Source organism: Acinetobacter stercoris, from assembly GCF_900323515.1.
Classification (GTDB): domain Bacteria; phylum Pseudomonadota; class Gammaproteobacteria; order Pseudomonadales; family Moraxellaceae; genus Acinetobacter; species Acinetobacter stercoris.
The window spans coordinates 18,704-40,129 of the sequence record NZ_OOGT01000008.1; the positions used below are offsets into that span (position 1 = coordinate 18,704).

At 38.4% G+C, this 21,426-nt stretch carries 26 protein-coding genes and 1 tRNA gene; 1 reads left to right on the forward strand and 26 read right to left on the reverse strand.

Annotation, left to right across the window (positions count from 1 at the left end):
* Nucleotides 1–55: 55 nt before the first annotated feature.
* The 5 genes from KPC_RS01605 to KPC_RS01625 all read right to left on the reverse strand — a co-directional run bounded on the left by KPC_RS01605 (nt 56) and on the right by KPC_RS01625 (nt 7,349).
* Nucleotides 56–793 (reverse strand): HNH endonuclease family protein, encoded by a 738-nt coding sequence (locus tag KPC_RS01605; protein WP_121972689.1) that lies wholly within the window; start codon nt 791–793, stop codon nt 56–58.
* A 3-nt stretch (nt 794–796) separates the two neighbouring features.
* Entirely contained in the window at nt 797–1,963 is a 1,167-nt protein-coding gene (locus KPC_RS01610) for an AAA family ATPase (protein ID WP_121972690.1), read from the reverse strand.
* 109 nt (nt 1,964–2,072) lie between these two features.
* The gene (locus tag KPC_RS01615; protein ID WP_121972691.1) at nt 2,073–2,588 is read right to left on the reverse strand and encodes a hypothetical protein; all 516 of its coding nucleotides are present in this window, start codon (nt 2,586–2,588) and stop codon (nt 2,073–2,075) included.
* Nucleotides 2,589–2,653: 65 nt separating this feature from the next.
* A complete protein-coding gene (locus KPC_RS01620; RefSeq protein WP_121972692.1) occupies nt 2,654–6,571 on the reverse strand; it encodes a tape measure protein in 3,918 nt (1,305 codons plus the stop codon).
* Nucleotides 6,572–6,665: 94 nt separating this feature from the next.
* Nucleotides 6,666–7,349, reverse strand: a complete 684-nt coding sequence (locus KPC_RS01625; RefSeq protein ID WP_121972693.1) for a DUF3800 domain-containing protein — start codon at nt 7,347–7,349, stop codon at nt 6,666–6,668.
* A 328-nt stretch (nt 7,350–7,677) separates the two neighbouring features.
* Here KPC_RS01625 and KPC_RS01630 point away from each other — a divergent pair, with 328 nt between their 5' ends.
* Nucleotides 7,678–7,959, forward strand: coding sequence for a HigA family addiction module antitoxin (locus tag KPC_RS01630; RefSeq protein WP_121972694.1), 282 nt, complete (start codon nt 7,678–7,680; stop codon nt 7,957–7,959).
* Between the two features lie 47 nt (nt 7,960–8,006).
* Here KPC_RS01630 and KPC_RS01635 read toward each other — a convergent pair whose 3' ends face one another.
* The 21 genes from KPC_RS01635 to KPC_RS01735 form a co-directional block, all read right to left on the reverse strand.
* Nucleotides 8,007–8,246 (reverse strand): hypothetical protein, encoded by a 240-nt coding sequence (locus KPC_RS01635; protein WP_121972695.1) that lies wholly within the window; start codon nt 8,244–8,246, stop codon nt 8,007–8,009.
* An 8-nt stretch (nt 8,247–8,254) separates the two neighbouring features.
* A complete protein-coding gene (locus KPC_RS01640) occupies nt 8,255–8,734 on the reverse strand; it encodes a hypothetical protein (protein ID WP_121972696.1) in 480 nt (159 codons plus the stop codon).
* On the reverse strand, nt 8,734–9,669 hold the full coding sequence (locus KPC_RS01645) for a phage tail tube protein (RefSeq protein WP_121972697.1): 936 nt from the start codon (nt 9,667–9,669) through the stop codon (nt 8,734–8,736). Before KPC_RS01645 ends, KPC_RS01640 begins: the two co-directional genes overlap by 1 nt.
* Before the next feature lie 67 nt (nt 9,670–9,736).
* Nucleotides 9,737–10,144: a hypothetical protein gene (locus KPC_RS01650; protein ID WP_121972698.1), complete on the reverse strand. Its 408-nt coding sequence runs from the start codon at nt 10,142–10,144 to the stop codon at nt 9,737–9,739.
* Nucleotides 10,141–10,590, reverse strand: coding sequence for a hypothetical protein (locus tag KPC_RS01655; protein WP_121972699.1), 450 nt, complete (start codon nt 10,588–10,590; stop codon nt 10,141–10,143). The genes KPC_RS01650 and KPC_RS01655 overlap by 4 nt, the downstream gene beginning before the upstream one ends.
* On the reverse strand, nt 10,574–10,849 hold the full coding sequence (locus tag KPC_RS01660; RefSeq protein WP_121972700.1) for a hypothetical protein: 276 nt from the start codon (nt 10,847–10,849) through the stop codon (nt 10,574–10,576). The genes KPC_RS01655 and KPC_RS01660 overlap by 17 nt, the downstream gene beginning before the upstream one ends.
* A 39-nt stretch (nt 10,850–10,888) precedes the next feature.
* Nucleotides 10,889–11,281: a hypothetical protein gene (locus KPC_RS01665; RefSeq protein WP_121972701.1), complete on the reverse strand. Its 393-nt coding sequence runs from the start codon at nt 11,279–11,281 to the stop codon at nt 10,889–10,891.
* Nucleotides 11,281–11,655: a glutamate 5-kinase gene (locus KPC_RS01670; protein WP_121972702.1), complete on the reverse strand. Its 375-nt coding sequence runs from the start codon at nt 11,653–11,655 to the stop codon at nt 11,281–11,283. The genes KPC_RS01665 and KPC_RS01670 overlap by 1 nt, the downstream gene beginning before the upstream one ends.
* A gap of 1 nt (nt 11,656) precedes the next feature.
* Nucleotides 11,657–12,037: a hypothetical protein gene (locus KPC_RS01675; RefSeq protein ID WP_121972703.1), complete on the reverse strand. Its 381-nt coding sequence runs from the start codon at nt 12,035–12,037 to the stop codon at nt 11,657–11,659.
* A gap of 4 nt (nt 12,038–12,041) precedes the next feature.
* Nucleotides 12,042–12,614 carry a hypothetical protein gene (locus KPC_RS01680; protein ID WP_146196613.1) on the reverse strand — a complete coding sequence of 191 codons (573 nt, stop codon included), beginning with the start codon at nt 12,612–12,614 and terminating at the stop codon, nt 12,042–12,044.
* Between the two features lie 85 nt (nt 12,615–12,699).
* On the reverse strand, nt 12,700–13,668 hold the full coding sequence (locus tag KPC_RS01685) for a major capsid protein (protein ID WP_121972705.1): 969 nt from the start codon (nt 13,666–13,668) through the stop codon (nt 12,700–12,702).
* A gap of 9 nt (nt 13,669–13,677) precedes the next feature.
* The gene (locus KPC_RS01690) at nt 13,678–14,430 is read right to left on the reverse strand and encodes a DUF6651 domain-containing protein (protein WP_121972706.1); all 753 of its coding nucleotides are present in this window, start codon (nt 14,428–14,430) and stop codon (nt 13,678–13,680) included.
* A gap of 71 nt (nt 14,431–14,501) precedes the next feature.
* Entirely contained in the window at nt 14,502–14,714 is a 213-nt protein-coding gene (locus tag KPC_RS01695) for a hypothetical protein (protein ID WP_121972707.1), read from the reverse strand.
* A gap of 53 nt (nt 14,715–14,767) precedes the next feature.
* Nucleotides 14,768–15,841 carry a minor capsid protein gene (locus tag KPC_RS01700; RefSeq protein WP_121972708.1) on the reverse strand — a complete coding sequence of 358 codons (1,074 nt, stop codon included), beginning with the start codon at nt 15,839–15,841 and terminating at the stop codon, nt 14,768–14,770.
* Nucleotide 15,842: 1 nt separating this feature from the next.
* A complete protein-coding gene (locus tag KPC_RS01705; RefSeq protein WP_121972709.1) occupies nt 15,843–17,291 on the reverse strand; it encodes a DUF4055 domain-containing protein in 1,449 nt (482 codons plus the stop codon).
* Nucleotides 17,288–18,715 carry a phage terminase large subunit gene (terL, locus tag KPC_RS01710; RefSeq protein ID WP_121972710.1) on the reverse strand — a complete coding sequence of 476 codons (1,428 nt, stop codon included), beginning with the start codon at nt 18,713–18,715 and terminating at the stop codon, nt 17,288–17,290. Before terL ends, KPC_RS01705 begins: the two co-directional genes overlap by 4 nt.
* The gene (locus KPC_RS01715) at nt 18,705–19,181 is read right to left on the reverse strand and encodes a DUF2280 domain-containing protein (protein ID WP_121972711.1); all 477 of its coding nucleotides are present in this window, start codon (nt 19,179–19,181) and stop codon (nt 18,705–18,707) included. The genes terL and KPC_RS01715 overlap by 11 nt, the downstream gene beginning before the upstream one ends.
* A 58-nt stretch (nt 19,182–19,239) precedes the next feature.
* Complete coding sequence (locus tag KPC_RS01720) at nt 19,240–19,881, reverse strand: putative metallopeptidase (RefSeq protein ID WP_121972712.1); 642 nt, start codon at nt 19,879–19,881, stop codon at nt 19,240–19,242.
* Nucleotides 19,850–20,278, reverse strand: coding sequence for a hypothetical protein (locus KPC_RS01725; protein ID WP_121972713.1), 429 nt, complete (start codon nt 20,276–20,278; stop codon nt 19,850–19,852). Before KPC_RS01725 ends, KPC_RS01720 begins: the two co-directional genes overlap by 32 nt.
* 48 nt (nt 20,279–20,326) lie before the next feature.
* Nucleotides 20,327–20,782, reverse strand: coding sequence for a DUF6097 family protein (locus KPC_RS01730; RefSeq protein ID WP_121972714.1), 456 nt, complete (start codon nt 20,780–20,782; stop codon nt 20,327–20,329).
* 247 nt (nt 20,783–21,029) lie between these two features.
* Nucleotides 21,030–21,106 (reverse strand) — tRNA-Lys (locus KPC_RS01735).
* Nucleotides 21,107–21,426: the final 320 nt, after the last annotated feature.

The window sequence follows — 21,426 nt, forward strand, 5'->3', positions numbered from 1 at the left end:
AAAAATGCGCCCATTAAAAAACCCACCGTGTGGTGGGCTGTCCATTTGATTTGGTTTATGCTTTTTTGCGTTTATCTAAAACAAGCTTCAATGATTCATTATGCAAAAACTCCATTTGTTCATCCCATTGATTGTGCTCTTTAAGCATTATTGCCACACTTAAGTATTCATTTGATTCATGTAATGCAGTTGAAGCAAAAGCAGAATACTCATGATCTGGCTGACAGGAGACAAGCAGCTTCGAAAGCTTATTCCTGTCATGTCTTGTTAATTTCGTTTTCTTTGAAAAATCATGATAAATTTCCTCAATTTTATCAGTCACATAGTTCCATACTTCATATCTTGGTCTAGTAAGAAGCATATCATTAAGATTAAGAACGAACTTTGTTGATTCGCCTAGTTGTGTTTTTGCATAAACTCTACATCCAGCCTGTGCCAAATGCTCAGTTGGATCGACATCAAACGGGTTGATAATTGGCTCATCAACCACATCATGAGTGCTTTTTGATGTATTACACCTTTTGCATGATGGTAATAGATTTGTCCAATGAACTACTTCAGAAGGGTATTTATCCTTCGGTTTAAAATGCTCAATCTCCATATATGAAGCACCAACCTGTAATCTACCCTCGCAAAAAGCACATTTGGAAGAACTACTCAACAATAAAGCATTATGAATATTTGGATGTTTCCAAACTGTATCTTTATTATTTGCCTTAAACCTTTCAGTAAGCTCTTTGACTTTTTCATCAGTTAAATAATCTGGTTTTTCACCTCTTTGCAACTTAATCATGGACTACTCTCCAAGACTATCAAGCTGCATTCTAAGTACTGGACGTAACGGATAGCGTGGATGAAGCATTTTATCTAGTTCATCGTAAGCTGACTGTGCGGCTTCATGATCATTATCATCAAGAGCTTTTTCAAATCGTGCTATTACATCATCATATTTTTTAGTTCGTAAATCAGGCATCCCCATGACATCTTTAAGAATTTCCTCAATAGTCCATCCTTGATAACCATATTCAGATGTAGGCAAATCGCGCTTGATAACTCCATCATCTACTCGCTGAAGGGCGATAACTTCATCCTTTCCAGCGGTTTGTACGACATGCGGGCTATGTGTTGTTATGAAAAATTGAGCTTTTGGGAAAACCTCTTTAAGTTTAGCGCAAATCACGCTCTGCCATTCAGGATGGAGATGTAATTCTATTTCATCAATCAAAATCAGACCATCATAATCATGTGCAACAATTCCATTATTCTCATATCGGTAATCTATTTCTTTTACAATTCCCAGAAGAATAAATAGTATTGATTTAAAACCAGATGACAAATATTCAAAATAAATCTCTCCAGTTGGTGTATCCAGGAATATCTCATTACTTGTATCAAGTCTCTTGTATACATATTCTGGGTTTATAATTGAAAAACACTTTTTAGCAATTTCAAGATTAGCAAGTTGGGTCTTTGTTAAATGTCCATCGTGTGCGCTGTGTAAAATTCGGTTAAGTAACCAATCTTTGATATCCTCATTTTCTACACCAGAATTATTCCTGCTTGATCTATTAATGGGATCAGGATCAGAGTTTATGGATTCAATAGACTTATAATTTATACTTCGATTTGATTTTAAATATAAAAGTTTTGNTTTATTATCTTCAAAAAATTTATTCGTCAAATGAAAATCTACATAGCTTGGCTTAAAATCCTCCAAATTGATATTGATTTGCGGATTGTTTGGTTTGTCTGTTTTTAGTTTTATTTTTCCAATCTTACTTCCTGATCTCTTCATTGCTATGTTGCTATTATATGTACTAAAACATGAAGATACCGCGTCTAAAATATTCGTTTTACCAACCCCGTTCTCACCACAAATTATATTAATTTGAGGATTGAGATTTTCCAATTTTAGTTGTGGTATCCCACCCACGTTTTCAATTTCTATACTATTAATTTTCACTATTTTTAAACCATTTAACTCATGAGCTAATTATAAAACAAACACAAACTTAAGATCATGTTTGCCAATGTTATTCTATTACCCTAAAAACATGGCAATGCCCTGTTTTTTAATTCAACTGAGTTGCAAATCGTTTTAAGCCCCGCAACCCTAGAGTTTCTTTACCATTATCAATAAGATTTGTTTCAATGTAAGATGAACTTAAAGTGTCTATTTTGAACCACACTTTTTTCGCAGTTAAAATCTTATTAAAAACATCCCTAGGAATAACGAATCGTTGAGTTGATTCTTGGTATGTTCCAGTAAGCTTATGTTCTCCGCCAAATGGGATTTTTTCAGCTTTAATTATCTCGCCATCAATATTAATCAAAAGATTTGTCATATTTACGAAAGTATTGAGCGACATTAAATTCAAAGCAACATAATCTGGGTTATTGCTTTTCCAAAGCGCCCCAACAGAAATACAGGTTGATCCCCCCCCCAAACATGATGAAGTGCCATAGGGTTTTAAGGTTATCTCTTTTGTTCCGTCAAACCCGCTGGTTTTAATAGTTACACCTTTAGGTTCAGCATAAACTAGGCTAGTTGTTAGAGCTAATATGATTCCCAGTGCTATCTTTTTCATGATAAATCCAAAACTTATTTTAGGTAAAAATAGCATCAGGTAAAAAGAAAAGCTACCGAAGTAGCTTATCTTCTTTTTCGAAACTCTCTATCAATAATTCGACCTTGTCGACATTCTTCAATCAAAACTTTTCTAACTGCATTACCAAGCATATTGCCCAGCTCTTTAGGTACTCCTTCACTTTTCACCTCACTTGAGCCATCACTCTGGACTGTTACATATACAGTTATAGGAGCATTAACTGAAGATTCATTGTTTTTTGAATTTAAAGAATCTAGTACACGAGATTCTTTAAAACTCGGTAGTTTTGGGTAGCCTGTATTCGTAATCGGACTATTATTCCCGTCGACATACCCGCCACTCGAAAACCCCAACATGCCGCCTTTTCGCATAGCTTCTACATTAGCAACACCACCCCAGCGCTTAATATCCTCCTGAGAGAAAACCACTTCACCCTTATGCACAACACCCGCAGGATCAAATTTTCCTCCTGGACCTGTATACCCTCCAGTGTAAAATCCTGGACTAATAGCTTGAATTGCCGCTTGTAGAACTCCAGCTTTTGTCGTTGCTATAGCAACATTAGGTAGGTTGGCAGGAAATGGAGCAGAACTCCAAGCGGCGGCAATAGAGGTATAGCCACTCATTATTGCACTCGCAAGATTTGCGGCTTTTTGCGTCGCTATTAATGTTTTATATGCGCCTGATGATTCTCCCGTATACCCTCGAACTAGATCACCCATTTGACCAAACATTGTTCCGTACACAGATATGTTGTCTGCATACTGTTGCTCTCTCAGCATTTTTTCATCTTCAACCCCCTTCATTTTGATTAAAAGCAGTTGATTTTGATAATTCTGTTCAGCTTGCAACAACATTTGATTGCGAGTTTCAGCATCATTCACATACTGATCTTTATCATCTTTCTTATTAATATCCTTAACAGAATTTTGATAAGAGTCATAAGCAGTGGACATTGAATTACTGTACTGATTTTGAAACTCCCACAATGTCCGTTGTTGTGGAGTCATCTTGTTTTGAGCCATTATTTCATAGTAAGCACGTTGCAATTCACCAGTTTGCTGCTCAAGCGCCGCTTTAAACTCGTTCAACTTATCTTGTTGAAGTCGTTTATATGCTGCTATTTTATAATCCCTTAACTCATCGATATGTTCTTTATTAAGCTGTTTATCAATATCAAGCATATCGGTTTGAACAGAAATTTGCGCTTTTGAGATTTCTGCCTCATTCCTGATCTTCTCCTCACCAACCCACTTCCAACCATTAATTTGTTGATCAAATAGAAGTTCAGCTAAGCGATTTTCATTTGAATATCGCTCATTCTCTTGACGTTCAAGTTTTGCATATGTATCACCAGAAAAATGAATTTTCAGATCAGAAAGTTTCTTCTCATGATCATTCAGTCTTTTGGTTTTTGCATCTGCATAACTTAGTTCAATATCTTTAGATTTTTCTTGAAACCTAATGATATCTGCGATTGAGGAGTCAAAATCTTTTGATGTGCCTGTATAACCGTTAGCCCCTGCTACATAGCCTTTAACATTTTTGACATATTGTCGATTTACAGGTCCTATATTTGTGCCAGCTTTAACATTACCTTCTCCTGCGTGATATGCAGAGATTGCCTTATCCCAGGAACCAAATTTTCTAAATAAAAATTGAAGGTATTTAGCTGCTGCTTCTGCTGCTTTACCCAGATCAAATACATCATTACCAGTCAAACCAAATCTCTTAGCTGTACCATCAAGAAATTGAAAACCACCCTTTGCAGTACCGTATTTGGTCATAGGACCTATTACACTTGCATTGCCTCTTGATTCCTGCATATGTATTCCGGACAACAAGCCTGGAAGAAGTCCATACCTAGATTCAAGCCCACCAAAATTGTATTTTGCTGCATTCGCTCTAACCTGAGCATTAACCTGTAAAACTTTGAGTTGTTTCTCTGTCTCCTTAGTCTGTGCTCGACGTGAATCAGTAATATCATCTTCGAGTTTTTTAAGAGCCTGCTGCTTATCAAAATGCTTCTGAAATACTGCCCATTCCTCATTAGTCAAACTACGAGTTTTAGGAATTTTATTATCATCATAGAAATCAGATAATGCCTTACCCATCTCCAAGCCATGACTTTTAATATTGATTAATGCAAAATCAGTATCCAGATTTTTTTGAGCATATGTTTTGCGCAGATCATCTAATTTATTTTTTGCACGCTCGGCAGCATTTCCTTGTTCATTTAAGGCATCGGAAGTACCACGAATTTTAGCTTCCGCATTAGAATTCTCATTACCTGCCAGCTTTACATTGATTCCATAAACCTTCAAAGCCTCTTGAACTTTCTGAACAATAGGTGCTTTTTCACGATAAAGTTGGTTATCTTTCTCTAACTGTTGAAGTTGTTTTGGATCAATAAAATCAAGTTTGTTCAATCTCTTAATTGCTTCTTCCTGACTTATCGTGCCCAACCGAACTTGATTTGAGATATCAACAATATCAGCACTAAATTTATAACTATTTTGAAGAGCAATAACATGAGAATTAAATTGATTATTTAACTTTTTAAGTTCTTCATTTTGCCCTTTAAAGGAATCCTGTAAATCTTCTATAGCGCCTTTCTTTTGAACACCTTGAAGTGCAAGCAATTCATCTTTGGTTTTACTTGCAACCTTAGTTTGTTCTTCAAGTTTAGCTGTTGCTTTAGCAGTCTGATCTTTCAAATACATATAGCCAGCTGCTAAAGCAGTTGCTCCCAGTGTCAAAGCACCTATTGGCCCACCGATTAAAGCAAATGCACCTGAAGCCAATTTACTAAAACTTAATGTCGCTAAAGATAATCGTTCTTGTGCAACTGTTTGGGCATTTGTAGCAGCAGTCACAGCAGCTTGTGCTTGAACATAACGAGCGTTAGCAGCTGTTGCTCCGTACTTCGCCTGAGCTTCGGCATTTGTCGCTTGAACATTAGCAAGATGAGCTTTTGCTGCATTAAGTGCTGCTGTTGTCTCTGCTACTTCTGATTGAGCTTTAGCAATAGATGCCTGACGGCTTGCTATTGCAGACACTGTATCAACTTTCAAAGCATCAGCTTTTGTTAAAATTGATTTAGTTAAATATCCAACAGCAAGTGCAACACCTGTATCAGCAATCAAATTCAAGTTTTGTGATAGCGTTTGAATAGACTTCGCTAATGCTGTTGCTGCGCCACTGCTTTGCCCTGCTTCGCCTACAAATTTACTTAATTCATTATTCAATAAAGTAACTGATTGCCCGATTGTGATGTCAGTTTTTGAGAAAAGATCATCAACTGAACCTTTTGCCTTGTCTAAGGCCTTTACTAATGCATCACCTGTTATTTGACCTGCTGCGCCCATTGTTCGTAGTTGTCCAATCGTTATGCCTAAACCTTCAGCAATAGCTTTTGCTAAACCTGGTGTTTGCTCCATGATTGAATTAAGTTCATCACCTCGCAAAGTTCCAGAGGCTAAAGCCTGCCCGAACTGGACCAAAGCAGCTTCAGCAGCTCCTGCACTCGCCCCTGAAATTGCCACAGCTTTAGATACTGTCTCGGTCAACTGAGCTGTTTGTGACATTGTTAAGCCAAGTGTTTTGGCATTATTTGCAAAACTTTGATAAACCTGTGCCGCGCTATCCCACGACTGACGAGTCTTTTGAGCAATCGCAAATGTATCATTCATTGCTCGGTTCAATTCAGTTTGAGAATTGGTTACTAGCTTCAAGCGGTTTTGAAGCCCAGCAAACATATCCATCTTTGATACGACACCAGCTACAGTTACAAACCCAGCCATATGCCCCGCCAAAGTTCGAGTAGCTACAGACAATGAATCCATTGATTTTGTAGCGTAGTTACCTGTTGTTTCAATGCTTTTTAGTTCTTTATTAACTGCTTGTGCATTGAATAATGCCTGCTGTGCATCGATCTTAATTCTTAATACTGATTCAGCCATTTCACTTTCCTTTAGGCGTAAAAAAAGCGCCTAGAGGGGCGCATTGTTGGCAATAAAAAACCACTCGGTTGAGTGGGTTTGGTTTCTTGTATACCTACTTTATTTCAAATGGAAAGAATAACTTGTGGTTTGTTACTCTTGCACCAGCCATAAACATTCTGGCTTTTGAGTCCCTAAACTCATATGCTGACCAAACCAATCCAGCATAAAAGTCTATGAACTGCAACTCCAAGCATTTTGAACTATCCATAGGTGACACATTACAAGATTGATTTTCCACATAATGTTCAATAGATTGCTCTAAAATCATTTGGTTTAAATACTCACCCATATTCCATTTTGTATTGACTTTTTCGCTACGCCTATCAGGCATGAAATCTACGAATTTTGACTCACATATTGGTTTTAATAACAAACACTTAATCATGTAGTTATACAAAACGTTTGGGTCTTTCTTCATTTTCGAATTTACATACTCTTTATGAACAGTAATTGATCTCAATTGGATATCTTTATGTTCTAAAAGCAGCTTTGCTACCAGTCTTAGGAAAAGCTCTTTATCTGCTGTATTTAAATCAACAGACTTCAATTCATTGCTAAGTGGTCTATTTCTTTTTTTGTATAATGCTCGTACGATACGTTGAATATATTTAGACTTTTCTTCTGGCATACAAATAGCAGCTAAAGTTAGCATTCTACTCGACCCACCTTTTTGATAGGGATCATGCATATTCCAGCCTAAATCACCACTTTCATCCAAATATATAAATGTTCGCATAAGTAATTTATTATCAAGTATTAAAAAAGCCTCTAAATAATTTTAGAGGCTCTAGAATTCGGGTGCGGCACCTAGAGGCAACTTACTTACAGTAAGTTTACGATTATCGCAGGATTTATCGTACCTCGGTCTAGGCGTGGATTATTTATACCGCGCTGCGACTACACCATTAGAATATGATAGACAGACCTTTCTGTCAATAAATAAAGTTTACTCAAATGTCAACCCGTATTATCAACAAGCGTGTTAAATGCTGTCACATAAAGACATCTATTCACTGTAACATAACCTTTAGTTGCTATAACAAGATTAAAAATGGAGGCTTGCAATGACTATTATGTATAACGCCCCGCACCCCGGTGAGCTTTTGAAAGAATACCTTGATGAAATATCTGTTACTGATGCGGCAAAAGCATTAGGAGTAACTAGAGCAAATTTATCCCGAATTCTTAACGGCCATACCGGTATTTCTGCTGACATGGCAATACGGCTATCTTTTGCTTTAGATACTACACCTGAATTTTGGTTAAATTTACAGACTCAGTATGATCTATGGGTTGCAAGCCAGCAAGAAAGACCTGAAATTCATTCTTTATTTGCATTTGCCTGAGAAACCGACTCATTAAGTCGGCTTCTCCTAATCAAAAACTAGATCCTCTAACGTCTTTTACTTGCCTCCTCTAGAAACGAATTATCCAACGCAAAAATACAATCGTTGAATATCCATCTTGGCACAGGTGACTCATATTGCTCACAATAATCATTGATTGCACCCAAACTTAACGGCATTGGAATACCTTGCTCATATTGACGCGATCGAGCAATAACATTGTAGGCTGAAACAAGCACCAGCGCCGTACCAGAAACTTCCTTAGGCGGAAGATAATGATCTGGCAAAGGCTCATTTAGGTTTTTGTAGATCTCTTTGGCTTTTTCTGTACTGTATCTTTTGTTTTGGTACTTATAGAGCTTGATGACTTTCCCAAAATTTCGGCCTTTTCCTGATTGGCTTCATCTTGGATTTTTTGCGCCTCAGTAAGCACCCATACAATCAGCTCTATTGATTCTTTAGTACTAGTACAAAGCAATTCAGCATTTTGTTTTGAATACTCAAATATCTCACCCTTTTCGTTTTCGATCCCCTCCCAGTTTAAAATCAGGTGAGATACTGCCTTACCAAAAGATTGAGCAACATTTAAAGAGGTTTCATCCGTAATATCGCGCACGCCTTGAATCTCTTGCTCAATTCGAGTACCACGTAGCTCCATACAATGTCTAAAAGAAGGTTTATCAATACCAGCAATTAGAAATTTTGCACCATCCTTGTATTTGATTAGTTGACTTGGAATTTTCGCCTGTTCTGATTCTTCAATTTTAATTTTCATTATTTATCACCTACAGTACCTTCATCTGCTATAAAAGGTATTCGAGTAATAGTTGGAGCGACACTGTCAACAGTATATGTAAACTGGGTATTTAAGATGTCACCCGCCCCACCACTCGGTAACGGCGCTGAAAGTAGCACTCGCGGTAGCAATAATTCATATTGATTACCTTTACCATCTTTTAATGTGTAAGAAAGTGAAATAGGCTCATTCAAGAACTGCTTCTCATACAGTTCAGCAGTATTTTTTGACCATGCCAATGTAACATTACCACTAGCTTTCATCACTGTTTCCAAGACAGCACTAATATTATTTTCGAAATCCAGACATTTTTGGATCTGCATCGTGTTATCAATGGTTAAATCGAGCTGCGTTGCGCACATGCCAGCTTTCTTTTGCCCATCAATCAAAATATTACCCACATTCTGATTGGTAAATTGAGTTGCTTCCAATGCTGCAGCAGGGGTTTTGGCCTGTGACACAGTAAAAGCCTTGCGCCCCATACCTATGACTGAAAACTTTGAAGTAACAATACCGTCCTCTGGAATTGTTAAAACCCATTGATTCAGATGACCGCCTGTAAAGACCTGATAATTTTCTACATCAGTAAATGCACGCTCAATTGTCAGAGATTTACGAACAGTTCCGCCAAATGTTAAAACATTATTTTTCCACGGATTGAGTGCGACTAGTTCAAGCAAATCTTCTTGGATACCATAAGCAAATTCTGTATCAATATCCCCCGCAAAATCTGCACCGGTTACAAGCGTACCTGAAGCAATACGGGAATCTTTAATTGTCTGTGATTCTGCTGTCTTGGCTGTAGCATCAAGGCTGTTGGAAATATTTGCTAAGGTTTTCCAACCCGCAGTTGCAATCACACCAGGTATAGTTTCAACGGCGTAACGCGTGACCTGTTTAGCACCACTCGACATGACTTTCTCCTTTTAAGGCATAAAAAAACCACTCGACTGAGTGGCATTAAATTAAATAAATCTGAAATTAATTAATTCGATATTCAAAGATCACATTGAATTGATAAAAATCCTCAGCTTCACCAACATCAATAACAGATCCTGTCATTATCGTTAATTGATCAACCTGCTTAAATTGAAGATGTTTAATCCATGCATCCCCAAGTTTTGATAATTCAATTGTGTCATTTCCAAGACGATCAAAGCATTGAATAATCAGATTACCAACTGTTCTAGTACGTGGCTCATCGGCCATACACGATATAAAAGAAGGCGCATTTCGAACAACGACCCTGCACCATAAACCTTGATCAGGTGGCTCAAATGGTTGGCTTGGTTGCTTCTGGTTTTGTGTAAAAATCATGGATTGATCGAGATAATCAAAACTATCAATTAAACGCATAAAAGCCTCACGGGCTTGTGTATGAGTCATCATTTATATTTCTCTTTGATCAAAGTGAAGGTTACGCCGTAAATCCCTAATGGAGCTTGCTTACTAAAGCCTTTAACCGACTTGATAACAAAGCCCTTTCCTTTTACCCAACTACCATTTTTAACTGGATCTGGGTAACCGCCGTATTCCAGAACTTTCCCATAAGGGGCATTGTTTTGAATGTATACAACGGAAAATGGAACGAGCTGAGCTAAAATATTAAGCCCTTTTGCCAAGGTTTCCGATCCTGTTTTATCCTGGATATTTTCATTAAAGCCCGTATCTATTGAATTGATACTAACGCGGTGATTCCCTTTAAAAGCACCAGAGTCAACAGGAGAAGCTTCTATTACACCCTGTAAAGCATCAGCTACAATCTTTTTTTGATAATCGCAAAGGTCGTTTTCTATTTGCTTTATGAAATCCTTAGGGTTATTGCTCCATCCCATTAAGAATCACCTCAACATTACCCATTAACATTTCTTGTATGACTGCGCCATCCGCTGTAGCAACGAGTCTCCCATCTAATGTTTCTTTGTTCTTAATCAAATAACTTCGGTTCACATCACAAAACAAAACACCGTGAACAACAACACCATCAAGTAGAATCTTCTGAATATTGATACACTTTTCACGGACACTTGCATGGTATATGCCTTCTGTGTGAATAGCTTGGTTAATAAGATTTTGATCATCAATCGTGAGCATAGCCCCCCCAATGCCCTCTCGCTTAGGCAATACAAAAAATCAGTGTAAGCAATCAACCATATAAGGGCTTTCGCTCTCCTCGTACATTTCAAATAAATCTTGTGAAATTGATTGAATTGAATAGGCTTCGAACTCCACACTTGGGTCATTTTCACCCATTAGCAATTTCACCTCTTGCCAGATATGGACAGCCTCATGAAGCAGAAGTCCATGAATTTGTATTAAATTCCATTGCTTTGATTCAGCAATTTGGACTATAGCAAACCCTTGGGTAAAATTTACCCGAGCATCCGCACCGCTCTCCAAGAACTGAAATGGTGCTTTAACGGTATCAAACAAAATATCCAATTGAATTTGGTTGCGGACAAGCGTGTAATTGAGGTGCTGAAATGGGGTTTCATACCATTCAGGAACATAATTATTATTTATCATTACATTGCCCTTAACTGAATTTTCCAGATTGTTTTGGCGGGGTCTTGACCTATAAACATCACTTTAAATTTACCTGCAGGTGTAACCCACTCATCATTTATAAGAGGTTTTGCTGTCACTTCATTTTGTAGCAAGGTCGCTTTTTTATCTGTAGCCAATACACCCAATGACTCGACTTCATGCTGGTTATAACTACCAAAAAGTACACCACGTCCTGAATAATTAATGATTTCTTCATGCTCATATTTACCCGTTACACGATCATATTTACCGCTATTTACGATTCTTTGGCATGTAAACGGGTAAACGGCGTCAGCAAGCTTTTCATTAAATGCTTTGGCTAATTTGCCTTGAATCTTATCTCTTAACCCCATATCACACCCGTGTTAAAAATATACTCAAAGGCACTTTTGGTTGATCTACCTCAACAGAAGCTATCAGATCTAAGGCAATTTGCTCATAGCTTGAAATTGCTACACTTCCATCCTGATATTCTTCTTCAGACTCTACGCCGTCAGCTTTGACTTTTTCACGCTTCAATGCCTGTGCTTGGCCGTTATAAATTTCTTTGGCCAGAATACCTTTAATGATTTCAGATGATGCTATTTTGAACTCTTCAGGTACTAGACTAGATACTTGCCCTACACGCTTCTTCATCCATGTATTGGCCAATAACACCAGTCGAGCTTTATCACCCTCAGGTGCAAAGTCGATTCCTAAAATGCTGTTTGCATCATCAATGGTGATAAAACTCATATTGTTATTCCTGCGGGATAAGAGCCAATAATTCGGGTTTAGTTGCAGATGGCTTAAAGCCAATTTCTTTGGAAGCTAAAAGGTCTTTAATTTGCGGAATAGTCCAATTTGTATAGTCCTTATCAGCATCCACAATCACCTTTTCTTCTAGAGAGGCTGATTGTTGAGTTTCATCCACTACTTCGTCTTTTACATCACTAGGACTGCTGGTCACATCCTTATCAATAGCAGATGCTTTTAACTCATCAATACGCGCCTGCATTGCCTCAACATTATTGTAAAATTCAATATGGACTTGTCGTTCAACTGCTAACTCATCAACTGCCTTTTGCAACCGCGCTTTAGTTTCTTTCAGCTCACCCGAGATTTCATTGATTGTTGCCTGACCTGAAATTGTATTAAGTTGAGATACAGCAACAGACGTACCACCCAAATCAACTCGCTGTTTTAGTTGTCGTTCCTCGACTTCAACATTGAGCGCACTATAAGCAGCTTTAATTTCGGGGAAGTCCCCATAAACAATTACAGATGTCGCATTACTATCTGGGCGTTCAAAGTACTTGGGATTTTGAAACAAACCATCTTCATCAATCCCCGCACTCTTTTGGGCATAAATAATTTTCATATTTTTCTCACAAAAAAGGGGCTTAAAGCCCCTATCGTTATGGTGTAGTCGGAGGTGGAGTTGTTGTATCTGACAGATCCAGCAATGTTCCAGCAGTCATCTTGTTGCTTGTTGCATGCTTTTTCCAGTTTGCATCTGCACCAAGTAATGCCAGAGTTGGATTTTCGCCTTTTGATGTATCCCAAGAATAACCAAGAATATCTAGATTGAATGCACCTTCAGCACGCATACCAATGGCCAAGTTTTCTTCATCGTTGATATCGTAAGCACGGAAACCTGGTGCTTGAGATTCAGTAACTGTTACAGCACCAGCCTGTAAACCAAAAGCGTCATCATCTTCAATAAGATCTGTCACAAGAACTGGTTTACCCAAAGTACCAGGCAATCCACCATAAATAACAATCTCAGATTCGCCATAAATCTGATTCGTTAATGCCTCATCGACAATATCGAAGTATGTATCAGAATTCATTACCCATAGTGAAATTCGCCCGAATTTATCACCAAACTTACGCATCCCTTTTGTAAGCGCCTTACGACCATCTTTAGCAATGCTACCCTTGGCAATCATGTCTGGATTGCTAGAAATTGCTGCCTTTAATGCCGCAAGACTATATTGTAAACGGCCATGTACCAAAGCATCAGCCAAATCATAACCAACGATTTCAGCAAACTCTTCTGGTGAACGTGCACGGCGCTTAAATGCCTCTTCTGTTGATGCATAAGGACCATATTTAAATGGAACTTTTACACCAACTGATTCACCCGCACCAATTTTCTTATTGGTGACTTTCGCCGTTGAATTAACATCACGATGTTCGATATTTCCACCAACACGATAGAAAGACTGCTTATTAAAATCACCCTGGATGATTTCATTTACGTAACGAATTGCACCATTAGATGCCTGGTTAAATACATTTAGATTGTCTTGTAGACGCTCCAAATATGCTGTTTGCGCCAACTGATTGTAAATAATCATGTCGCTATTTACAGTTGTAGTCATGATGACTCCTTATTTTTCAAGTTTTAAATATGATTCTTGTCCGTGTGCACGGATGTAATCCGCTTTTGCTTTGGCATCCATCTGACTGCGCTTTAATCCAGCGTTAGCGTTCCCCTGACCAGCAAAGTTTCCGCCAGAACCCTGACCACCTTTAAGAATTTGATCTTTGTATTGGTATCCACCAATTAAAGTTTCTATTGCTTCATCAAAGTCAGCGATTTCACCAGGACGAGAACGTGAAAAGACTTTTTGACCATCTGCGCCGTATGCCACTACTTTGCCCTCTTCAATTTTGAAATTCTTTCCAAATTGGGCTTGGATCATGTCCACAGGAACAGATACGTTGTCTTGAATAAACTTAGAACGAGCAAAACCACCACCAATCAACTCATTGTTAAGTTGTGTTTGTAAGGCATCGCGTTCTTGAACCACAGGCGCAAACTTGTCTTCTACAGCTTTAATGGCTTCGGCTTTCACCTTTTCCACTTCACCTGCGTCAACTAGCTTTTTATCATCCAGATTACGAACAGTTTGCAGCGCTTTAATAGCATCCGCAGGATTGTCTATCCCTTCAAACGCTGTTAACGCCGTTTCGGCTTTTTCTTTGGCTTCACGGGTAGTTTTCAGCTCACCCGTTAAGCGATTAATGGTTGATACAGTTTGAGGTGCATCAAATACCACTTCTTTACCATCATCGTGCACATATACAGGCTTGCCATCCTGCACAACGACATGGCCATTTTCATCCAACTTCAATTTCATGAGTCATTTGACCTTTTTGTTAAATTTCAGGCATCAAAAAAAGCACCCGAAGGTGCTTAGATTTGGATTTTTTACTTATTAGTTGTTACGGCTTGACGTACAAAACAATCCTTAGCTTCAAGCAATTTACGTAAACCTGTCGATTTTTCAGGACCATCAGCTAATTGTTCATTTAGTTGATGAGCTAAATCAGAAATTGGCTTGCTTACATGTTGTAGACGTTCTGGTAAATGAGCATATTCAAAATATTGCATAATTTGGTTTGTATAAGGCTTTCCACCCATTTTATTTACTCACAAAAAAAAGAGCCTATTGGCTCCATGGTTAGTTAAATTATCTAAAGTCCAAGGCTTTTAAATATTTCCTCATCCAGAGCTTTTAACTCTTTAAGCGTATATAGCCTTTTTTGAGGATCGACAAACTTATCAATTGTATAATCGCCGTTCTTGTATAGCTCATAACGTTTTTTCCCTAGCCATTCGCGCTGATATGATTCACTTTGCTCATCAAACCATTGCTTATAATTTGTATCAGCACTTACTTGGCCAGCATCACCAGGAGAACGAACAAAAGGACGTTTACCAATAAAAGGATCTTCCTTGTTATAAGGAACATATACTGTTCGATTGTGAGGATGGACTGGAAATATTGGCCGGCCAGGATCGTCGATACTGTAAATATTACCATCTACAGAGGCGCAAAACTTACATGTTCGACTGTCCAGAGTCGCAGTAACTTTTAACCACTTAACCCCTAAGGCTCTATACGTTTCATCATACGCCGTATTACTCACATGACTGCGAGCAGTCCTGACAAGCATTTCAACTGATTTACGCGATTGATTTAAGACCCCATCTTCATAATTCAGCTTGGAAGTGCCTTTAATACGCTGTGTAATCTGTTGATTTGTTTGCCCCTGTGAAATTCCATCACGAATAGCATATTCAACTTTACGGCGCGTATTTTCTGCCATTTCACTAAACATCTGATCGATGAGGATCCCACCAGAAAAAGGCTTTTTCCGTGCATGATTAAAAATCTTTTCGCCTTGAGATTCTTTGGTTTTCCCACCTAACAATTTCGCTTGATAGTTCGACTCATATACGGCTAAAGCCACCGCTGATACAACAAATGCGTCAGGAAGCAACACTGTTATATTGCTTTGCCAATCGCTCAATATCGCCTTAATTTTTCTTAAATTAGAGGTTGTATATTGTGCGCCTGCAAGTGCAGTTCTTTCTGATTCACTAAGTTCGTCAAGTAAATCCCTCAGCTGGGCAATCATTGCATTAGACTCACGATTGAACAGCTTCAAAATTTCCAAAACCTCATGGGAAGATAAGCGGTAAAGATAAGCTTGATGGCGAATCATGGACATTAAAAGTGAATCATCATCTTTCTTTTCGGTCATATCATTCACCCGTTAGGTCAAGCTTACCCTCTTGTTCAGCCTCTAAATTCAGTCGCTCCTCATCATAAGTTTGTTTAGGGAACATACCCGACTGGTTGTACTCCCACCATGATTTAAACGAGCTATGACCTTGCACGGCGCTTTCAAACAATTGACGAGATAAATCAGCAAGATAACCTTGTTTATTGAACTCCTGACTAATTTCATAAAGCAGATCATCTTTAGTGAGTACATTCACATCAGGCATGACAAATTTGGCACACCAGCGGAGTACCATACTCATTGCTTCATTAATATTGGCAGTACACAAGGACAATACGGAATGCTGAATTGCATCATCATTGTTTGCCTCTGTTGCTGTTTTACTCGCAGAACCTTTCTCGACTAAGCGTGCGCCCATTTCCTTCATCTGCTGCCATTTGTCTTTCATAGCCTCACGAGCAAGTGTATTCGGCTCAACCTGAGCAATTCCAAATGAACCATCCTTAGGGATAGGCATTAATGTTTTAGAGCCAACATACACACCATTCTTGCGAGCTTCTTGAAACCAATTCCAATCTACCCCTGTAACGTAATACTGTGGTTGACCCATGTAATACACTGACTCTTGAAAGTCGGCACTGTCACGATAATGAGCAAGGTTAACATCTGCTAGCTCTAAGAGAGGCGAGTTTTCAATCTGGGTTGAGTTGTCAACTGCTCCAACAAAAGTGAATGGAATATAACTCCAAGGATCGCCGTTATAATCGGTCGGGATTTTACGTCCGTTACCCACCCAAACGTCTTTATCAGACTTGGTATACACTTCAATCGTGTAAACAACATCCCCCTGACCGATATCCTCTAGACGTAATACTCTATACTGTGTTTTTGACTCGATACTAAAACCATCTTGGCCACGCTCAGAAACAGATTCTTCAATCACAACCAAATTTAACTTCATCTGATTGCCAACAATCATCGTATCCCAATTAACTACGGCTTTTGATGCTAACAAATGCACCATCGGATAGGCTTGTTTTGCTTTCTCCTCTGCACGATTCCGAGATGGCCCAACATCGGGGAAATCCACATATAAGGCGCAACGATAATGTTTAAGGATATGACGCAAAGCAGACTGTGAAAGCTGGTATAAACTCACACCAGCGCCGTTTGCATTACGCTCCAAGTGCTCCAGCTCAGGCGGGTATTTAAATGTAGGGTCTGTAGCAAATGCAGCACCAACCAAGCTCCCCAGAGTCTTACCTGTTACACCGTAGAATACAGCCCGTTGTAAATATGAATCATAAAAGCCTTGTGCTTCTATTGTTTTATCCTGTGGGTTGTTTCGTGGTAGATAAACCTCTCGCTTATCCTTGACTGCTTTCTGGCCTTTACATACATCATCAACCTTTCCCCATAATGGAAAGTTTTTAACGTAATCAGGGTGTTTAAAAGTTACATCACTCATCGAGCAAATCCCATTTTTGGAAAGAACGGCGTGAAGCCTTCGTATAAATCATTAAAAGCATCCGCAGCTGCATCCACCTGGTCTTTGTATTTACCATTCGGGAAATTGCGAAGCTCATCCTTAAAATCTTTATTCCAGTCACCCCGTAGCATTCGCACATTACCGACATTGACTTGTGCAGCAAATGGCTGTGCACGTGTAATCTTGTCCCCTGATACAGGTAAAGCCACAACGTTGTAACCCGCCAAAAGCTTGGTAAAGGATTTGATTTGTGATTTCCCAGCTTGACCAGGATCTTGCGGTAATCGAATCGTAACTGCTGTACCATCAAGATCAGCGGTACTCTTAATCCGTTTATTGACTTGTTCAGGACCAAGTTGTTCACGCTCAACACCAAAGATATATGTATACCCATCACGAGCACTCGCCATTCCGACACCCGCCGTGTAAGCCCCTTCGCCTTCAGAGCTTGCTAAGTCCCATGCTCTGGTTTTCTTGAGAATATCTGCAGGTAAAGCATCTACAATTTCAATTTCATCAGGCTTAAAGAATCCACCTGCAGGTGGGGCTGGCTGTTGTCTATATTGACCAGCAAAAACGTACGGCGCAGCTTTTTCCATTAAGTTTAGTTTCTGGATGTTGTGCTTAGCTGGCCATAACGCAGAACCATCCTCCTGGATTGCGGATAAGCAAAGATGCTCCCATACTTCGCCATTACCGCCAGCGACAGGTACGCCGTCTTTACGATCACCTAAAAGCCAACCTGCCAGATCTTCTTCATGCAAACGCTGCATAATGACAATGATGGGCGTATCTGGTGAGTTAGTACGTGATTCAAGCGTGTTCTGAAACCAATCAATTACACCTTCACGGATGGTTTTTGATGATGCTTCATCGGCTTTATGCGGGTCATCAATAATGATGCATCCGCCAAAACCCTTACGCATTTTCCCTGCACCAAAGCCAGTAATAGTACCGCCAGTACCAGTGGCATAGCAGACACCGCCATTCAACGTGCGCCAGTTATCTTTAGCCTTACTATCATCACGCAACTTTAGATTAGGAAATACCAGCTGATAGGCTTCTTCTTGTACCAAGTTCCGTGTTTGAAAGGCATTATTGGCTGCAAGCATGGCTGAGTAACTAATATGAATAAATTCACAGTCAGGATTCTTTCCTAACGCCCATGCCATAAAATTGATCACAGCGATTTCAGTTTTAGAATATCGAGGTGGGATATTGATGATTAAGCGCTTAGTTTCGCCGTTATAAACTTTCATTAAAGCATCACAGACCTCCCGATGGTGCCAGTTATGCTTCCATTTATAGCCACGACGTTCTTTAAACATGTAGCGTGTAAAAAAATATAAATCCTGCTGTGCCTCGATCTGAATCGCTAAGTCACGAGCAGGATCAATAATCATCCATAATCTCCTGACGAGCTTTAAGATATTCTTCTTTAGAAACAGATACTGCCGTTTGAACTGCTTCAAGCGGTCCTCCACCTTTGCCAGTGATTTCGATCTTTTTTTCATAAAAACCTTTTACAATCTTTTGCATCTGATCGATGAGCTTGATCGTCATTGGTACATTTGTTTTCTTCTGAAATAGCAAATCACTGAGAATTTTTAGCTGAACAATGTCATTTGCCCCACTGATATTCTGTATCGGCTGAAGCAAATATTCTTTACGGGTCTTTTCAAATTCATCTCTAAATTCTTGTCTTAAATCCCTGCCCGCGACTTTGGTTGGGTCATATCCTTCGACCTGTTGAGGTGATACATCAATATTAAATTTATCCTTGATGTCCTTCATCACCTCAGTGGGCGTCATGAACTGCGCAAGTGACCGAACTATATAGAGTTGTTCGGCTTTTCTTAGCTTTGCCATAAATTAAAATCCATCAAGGCTCATCAAGGAAGATAGGCAAAAAAAAGAGCCTATTGGCTCAATTGATTACGCAGTTTCCACAACATTTCGAAATATCTAAATCAGAAACAAACGGCGGATTATTGGCGATCTCGACTAAGCGTTTAACATTCTCACTCGCTCCCCAACGTCTCACTACGCCGTAGAACTCTTCCACATCGTGACCAGCTAAATAGTGCTTTGGTAAACCAGTATGATCACTGTAAATAATCTCGCCGTCTTCATCACGTTCTACACCGATGTGATACAACTCATGTTCTATCAAAGCACAAAAATTAGCATCACTTGATTGTTCACAAAAACTCGCATCTATTGTTATGAGATAAACAGGAACAAACCCAAACCAGTCCCTCATCTGTTGTTCTTGACGTGCTTTCTTCCAACCACCCTGATTGAACATCACCTTTTCACACTGACCCAAAACCATTCTTTTTTTAGCTACTGCGGCACTTGAAGCCCATGCGAATGCTAAGAAAGTTTCATCATCATGTAAAAGCTCTGCTATGTGATCATGATCTGGATTGTGTAGTGCACCACCAATGGTAAGGAAATTCTTTAAAACCCACTCTTTTAGATCCACGGCGGGAGCTAAGCGTATCGCTTCTTCTTCCTCAGCCTGATCTATAAATTCAGTTGGTGGAAATGGTCTGATTTGGTCCATCTTCTAAATTCTCCAACTGCGCTTTAATCCAGTTAATTACATGATCTGAAAATATTGAATCAGGATGAAACCGTTCAACTTTGTAACCCATTTCTTCAGCTAAATCATATTTACTGAATGCATTTGCTATTTTCTTACCGCCACGACCAACTGACCAAGGACTACCCACGATTTCAATAAGAAAATTTAACTTCACAATATAAAAATCAAAACGCCAGTTTTTCGTTGATTCAAATTGAAATTTTCGGCGACAACCAATGAGGTTTTCTTCTAATTCCTGAAATAAGGTTTCTTCAGCTTCTAAGTATTTCTGAGTAGCCTTTGGTAGTGGTTTGGTTCTTGGTCTTGTTTTAATGGGATTTTTATCTGTTAGTTTTTTATATTGAGATGGATTCATAAATTTTACCCAATAAAAAAACCACCCCATGGTGGTTTTAAAAGTTTTTTAATTCAACCTATCGAATAGCTTATTTGTTATTGAGTATATTTTCTCATTTGCCTGCTTGTTCAATTTATAAAAATATACAACTAGTCCAACAAACAACAAAGCATATATGATTACAATCCACAAATAATTAATAATACCTATAAATAAGGTATGATTAACAGCTGCAGCATCAATATTAAATCCAAAATTACTTGCATAACGACTCCCAAAAAGAAATATGCAATAAATTAGAACAGGGAGAGCTAAAACCCCTGTTCCTAAATTTACAAATTTTCTTTTTTCAAGGAGGTTACAAAACTCATTCTCTTTAAGATACTTTTCTATCTCAATTATCTGATCATTAAGATCATCTTTTGAGTTTATTGGAAGATGATGTTCATCAATAGCATGATGTAATTTTTTTAATAATTCAGCGTTATCTAATGATTCACTTAAAATTTGAAAATTATTCATAATACTGCTTCAATTTTCCCAAAAATGTTATGTTATTATCCCGCAAAAAAAATATCCTTTATTTTTACAGAAAAACTACCTACTCATTACCTTGACATTAATAACTGAAATTCAGCTAAATCATGAATTTAACTATATACATATCATTATTTTTATATTTCTCAAGATATTAAAAAACCAACAAAGATAGGTTCAAGATTATCAAATTCGATAGGTTTAAAATGATGTGATTACACCTAATTAATAATGGCACACTATACAGGACATGAACCTGTAACCAATGCAATAAAAGTGCATTGCTCTACCAAGTTAAGCTAATAATATATAAAAAAGCTCATCTTTTGATGAGCAAAAAATACCCACACTATGCAGTAATGTGGGTAAAACCGAATAAAAAATACTCACTTCACCTTCGAAATAAAGTAAGCATGTAAACTATTGCTCCTGATTTCTCAGAAGACTACGGTTTACGTCCCGTGACGACCTTAATGCGCTCGTCTATTCCGAGCTGTCAACTTTTTTTCGCCTGAGTAGAAAGACTACTACTACTTAGACGAATATAACATAATATAAAATATTAATTCAAATAATCTTAATTAAATCAATACATAAATTTACTATTTTATAAAAAAGAGCTCTATGAC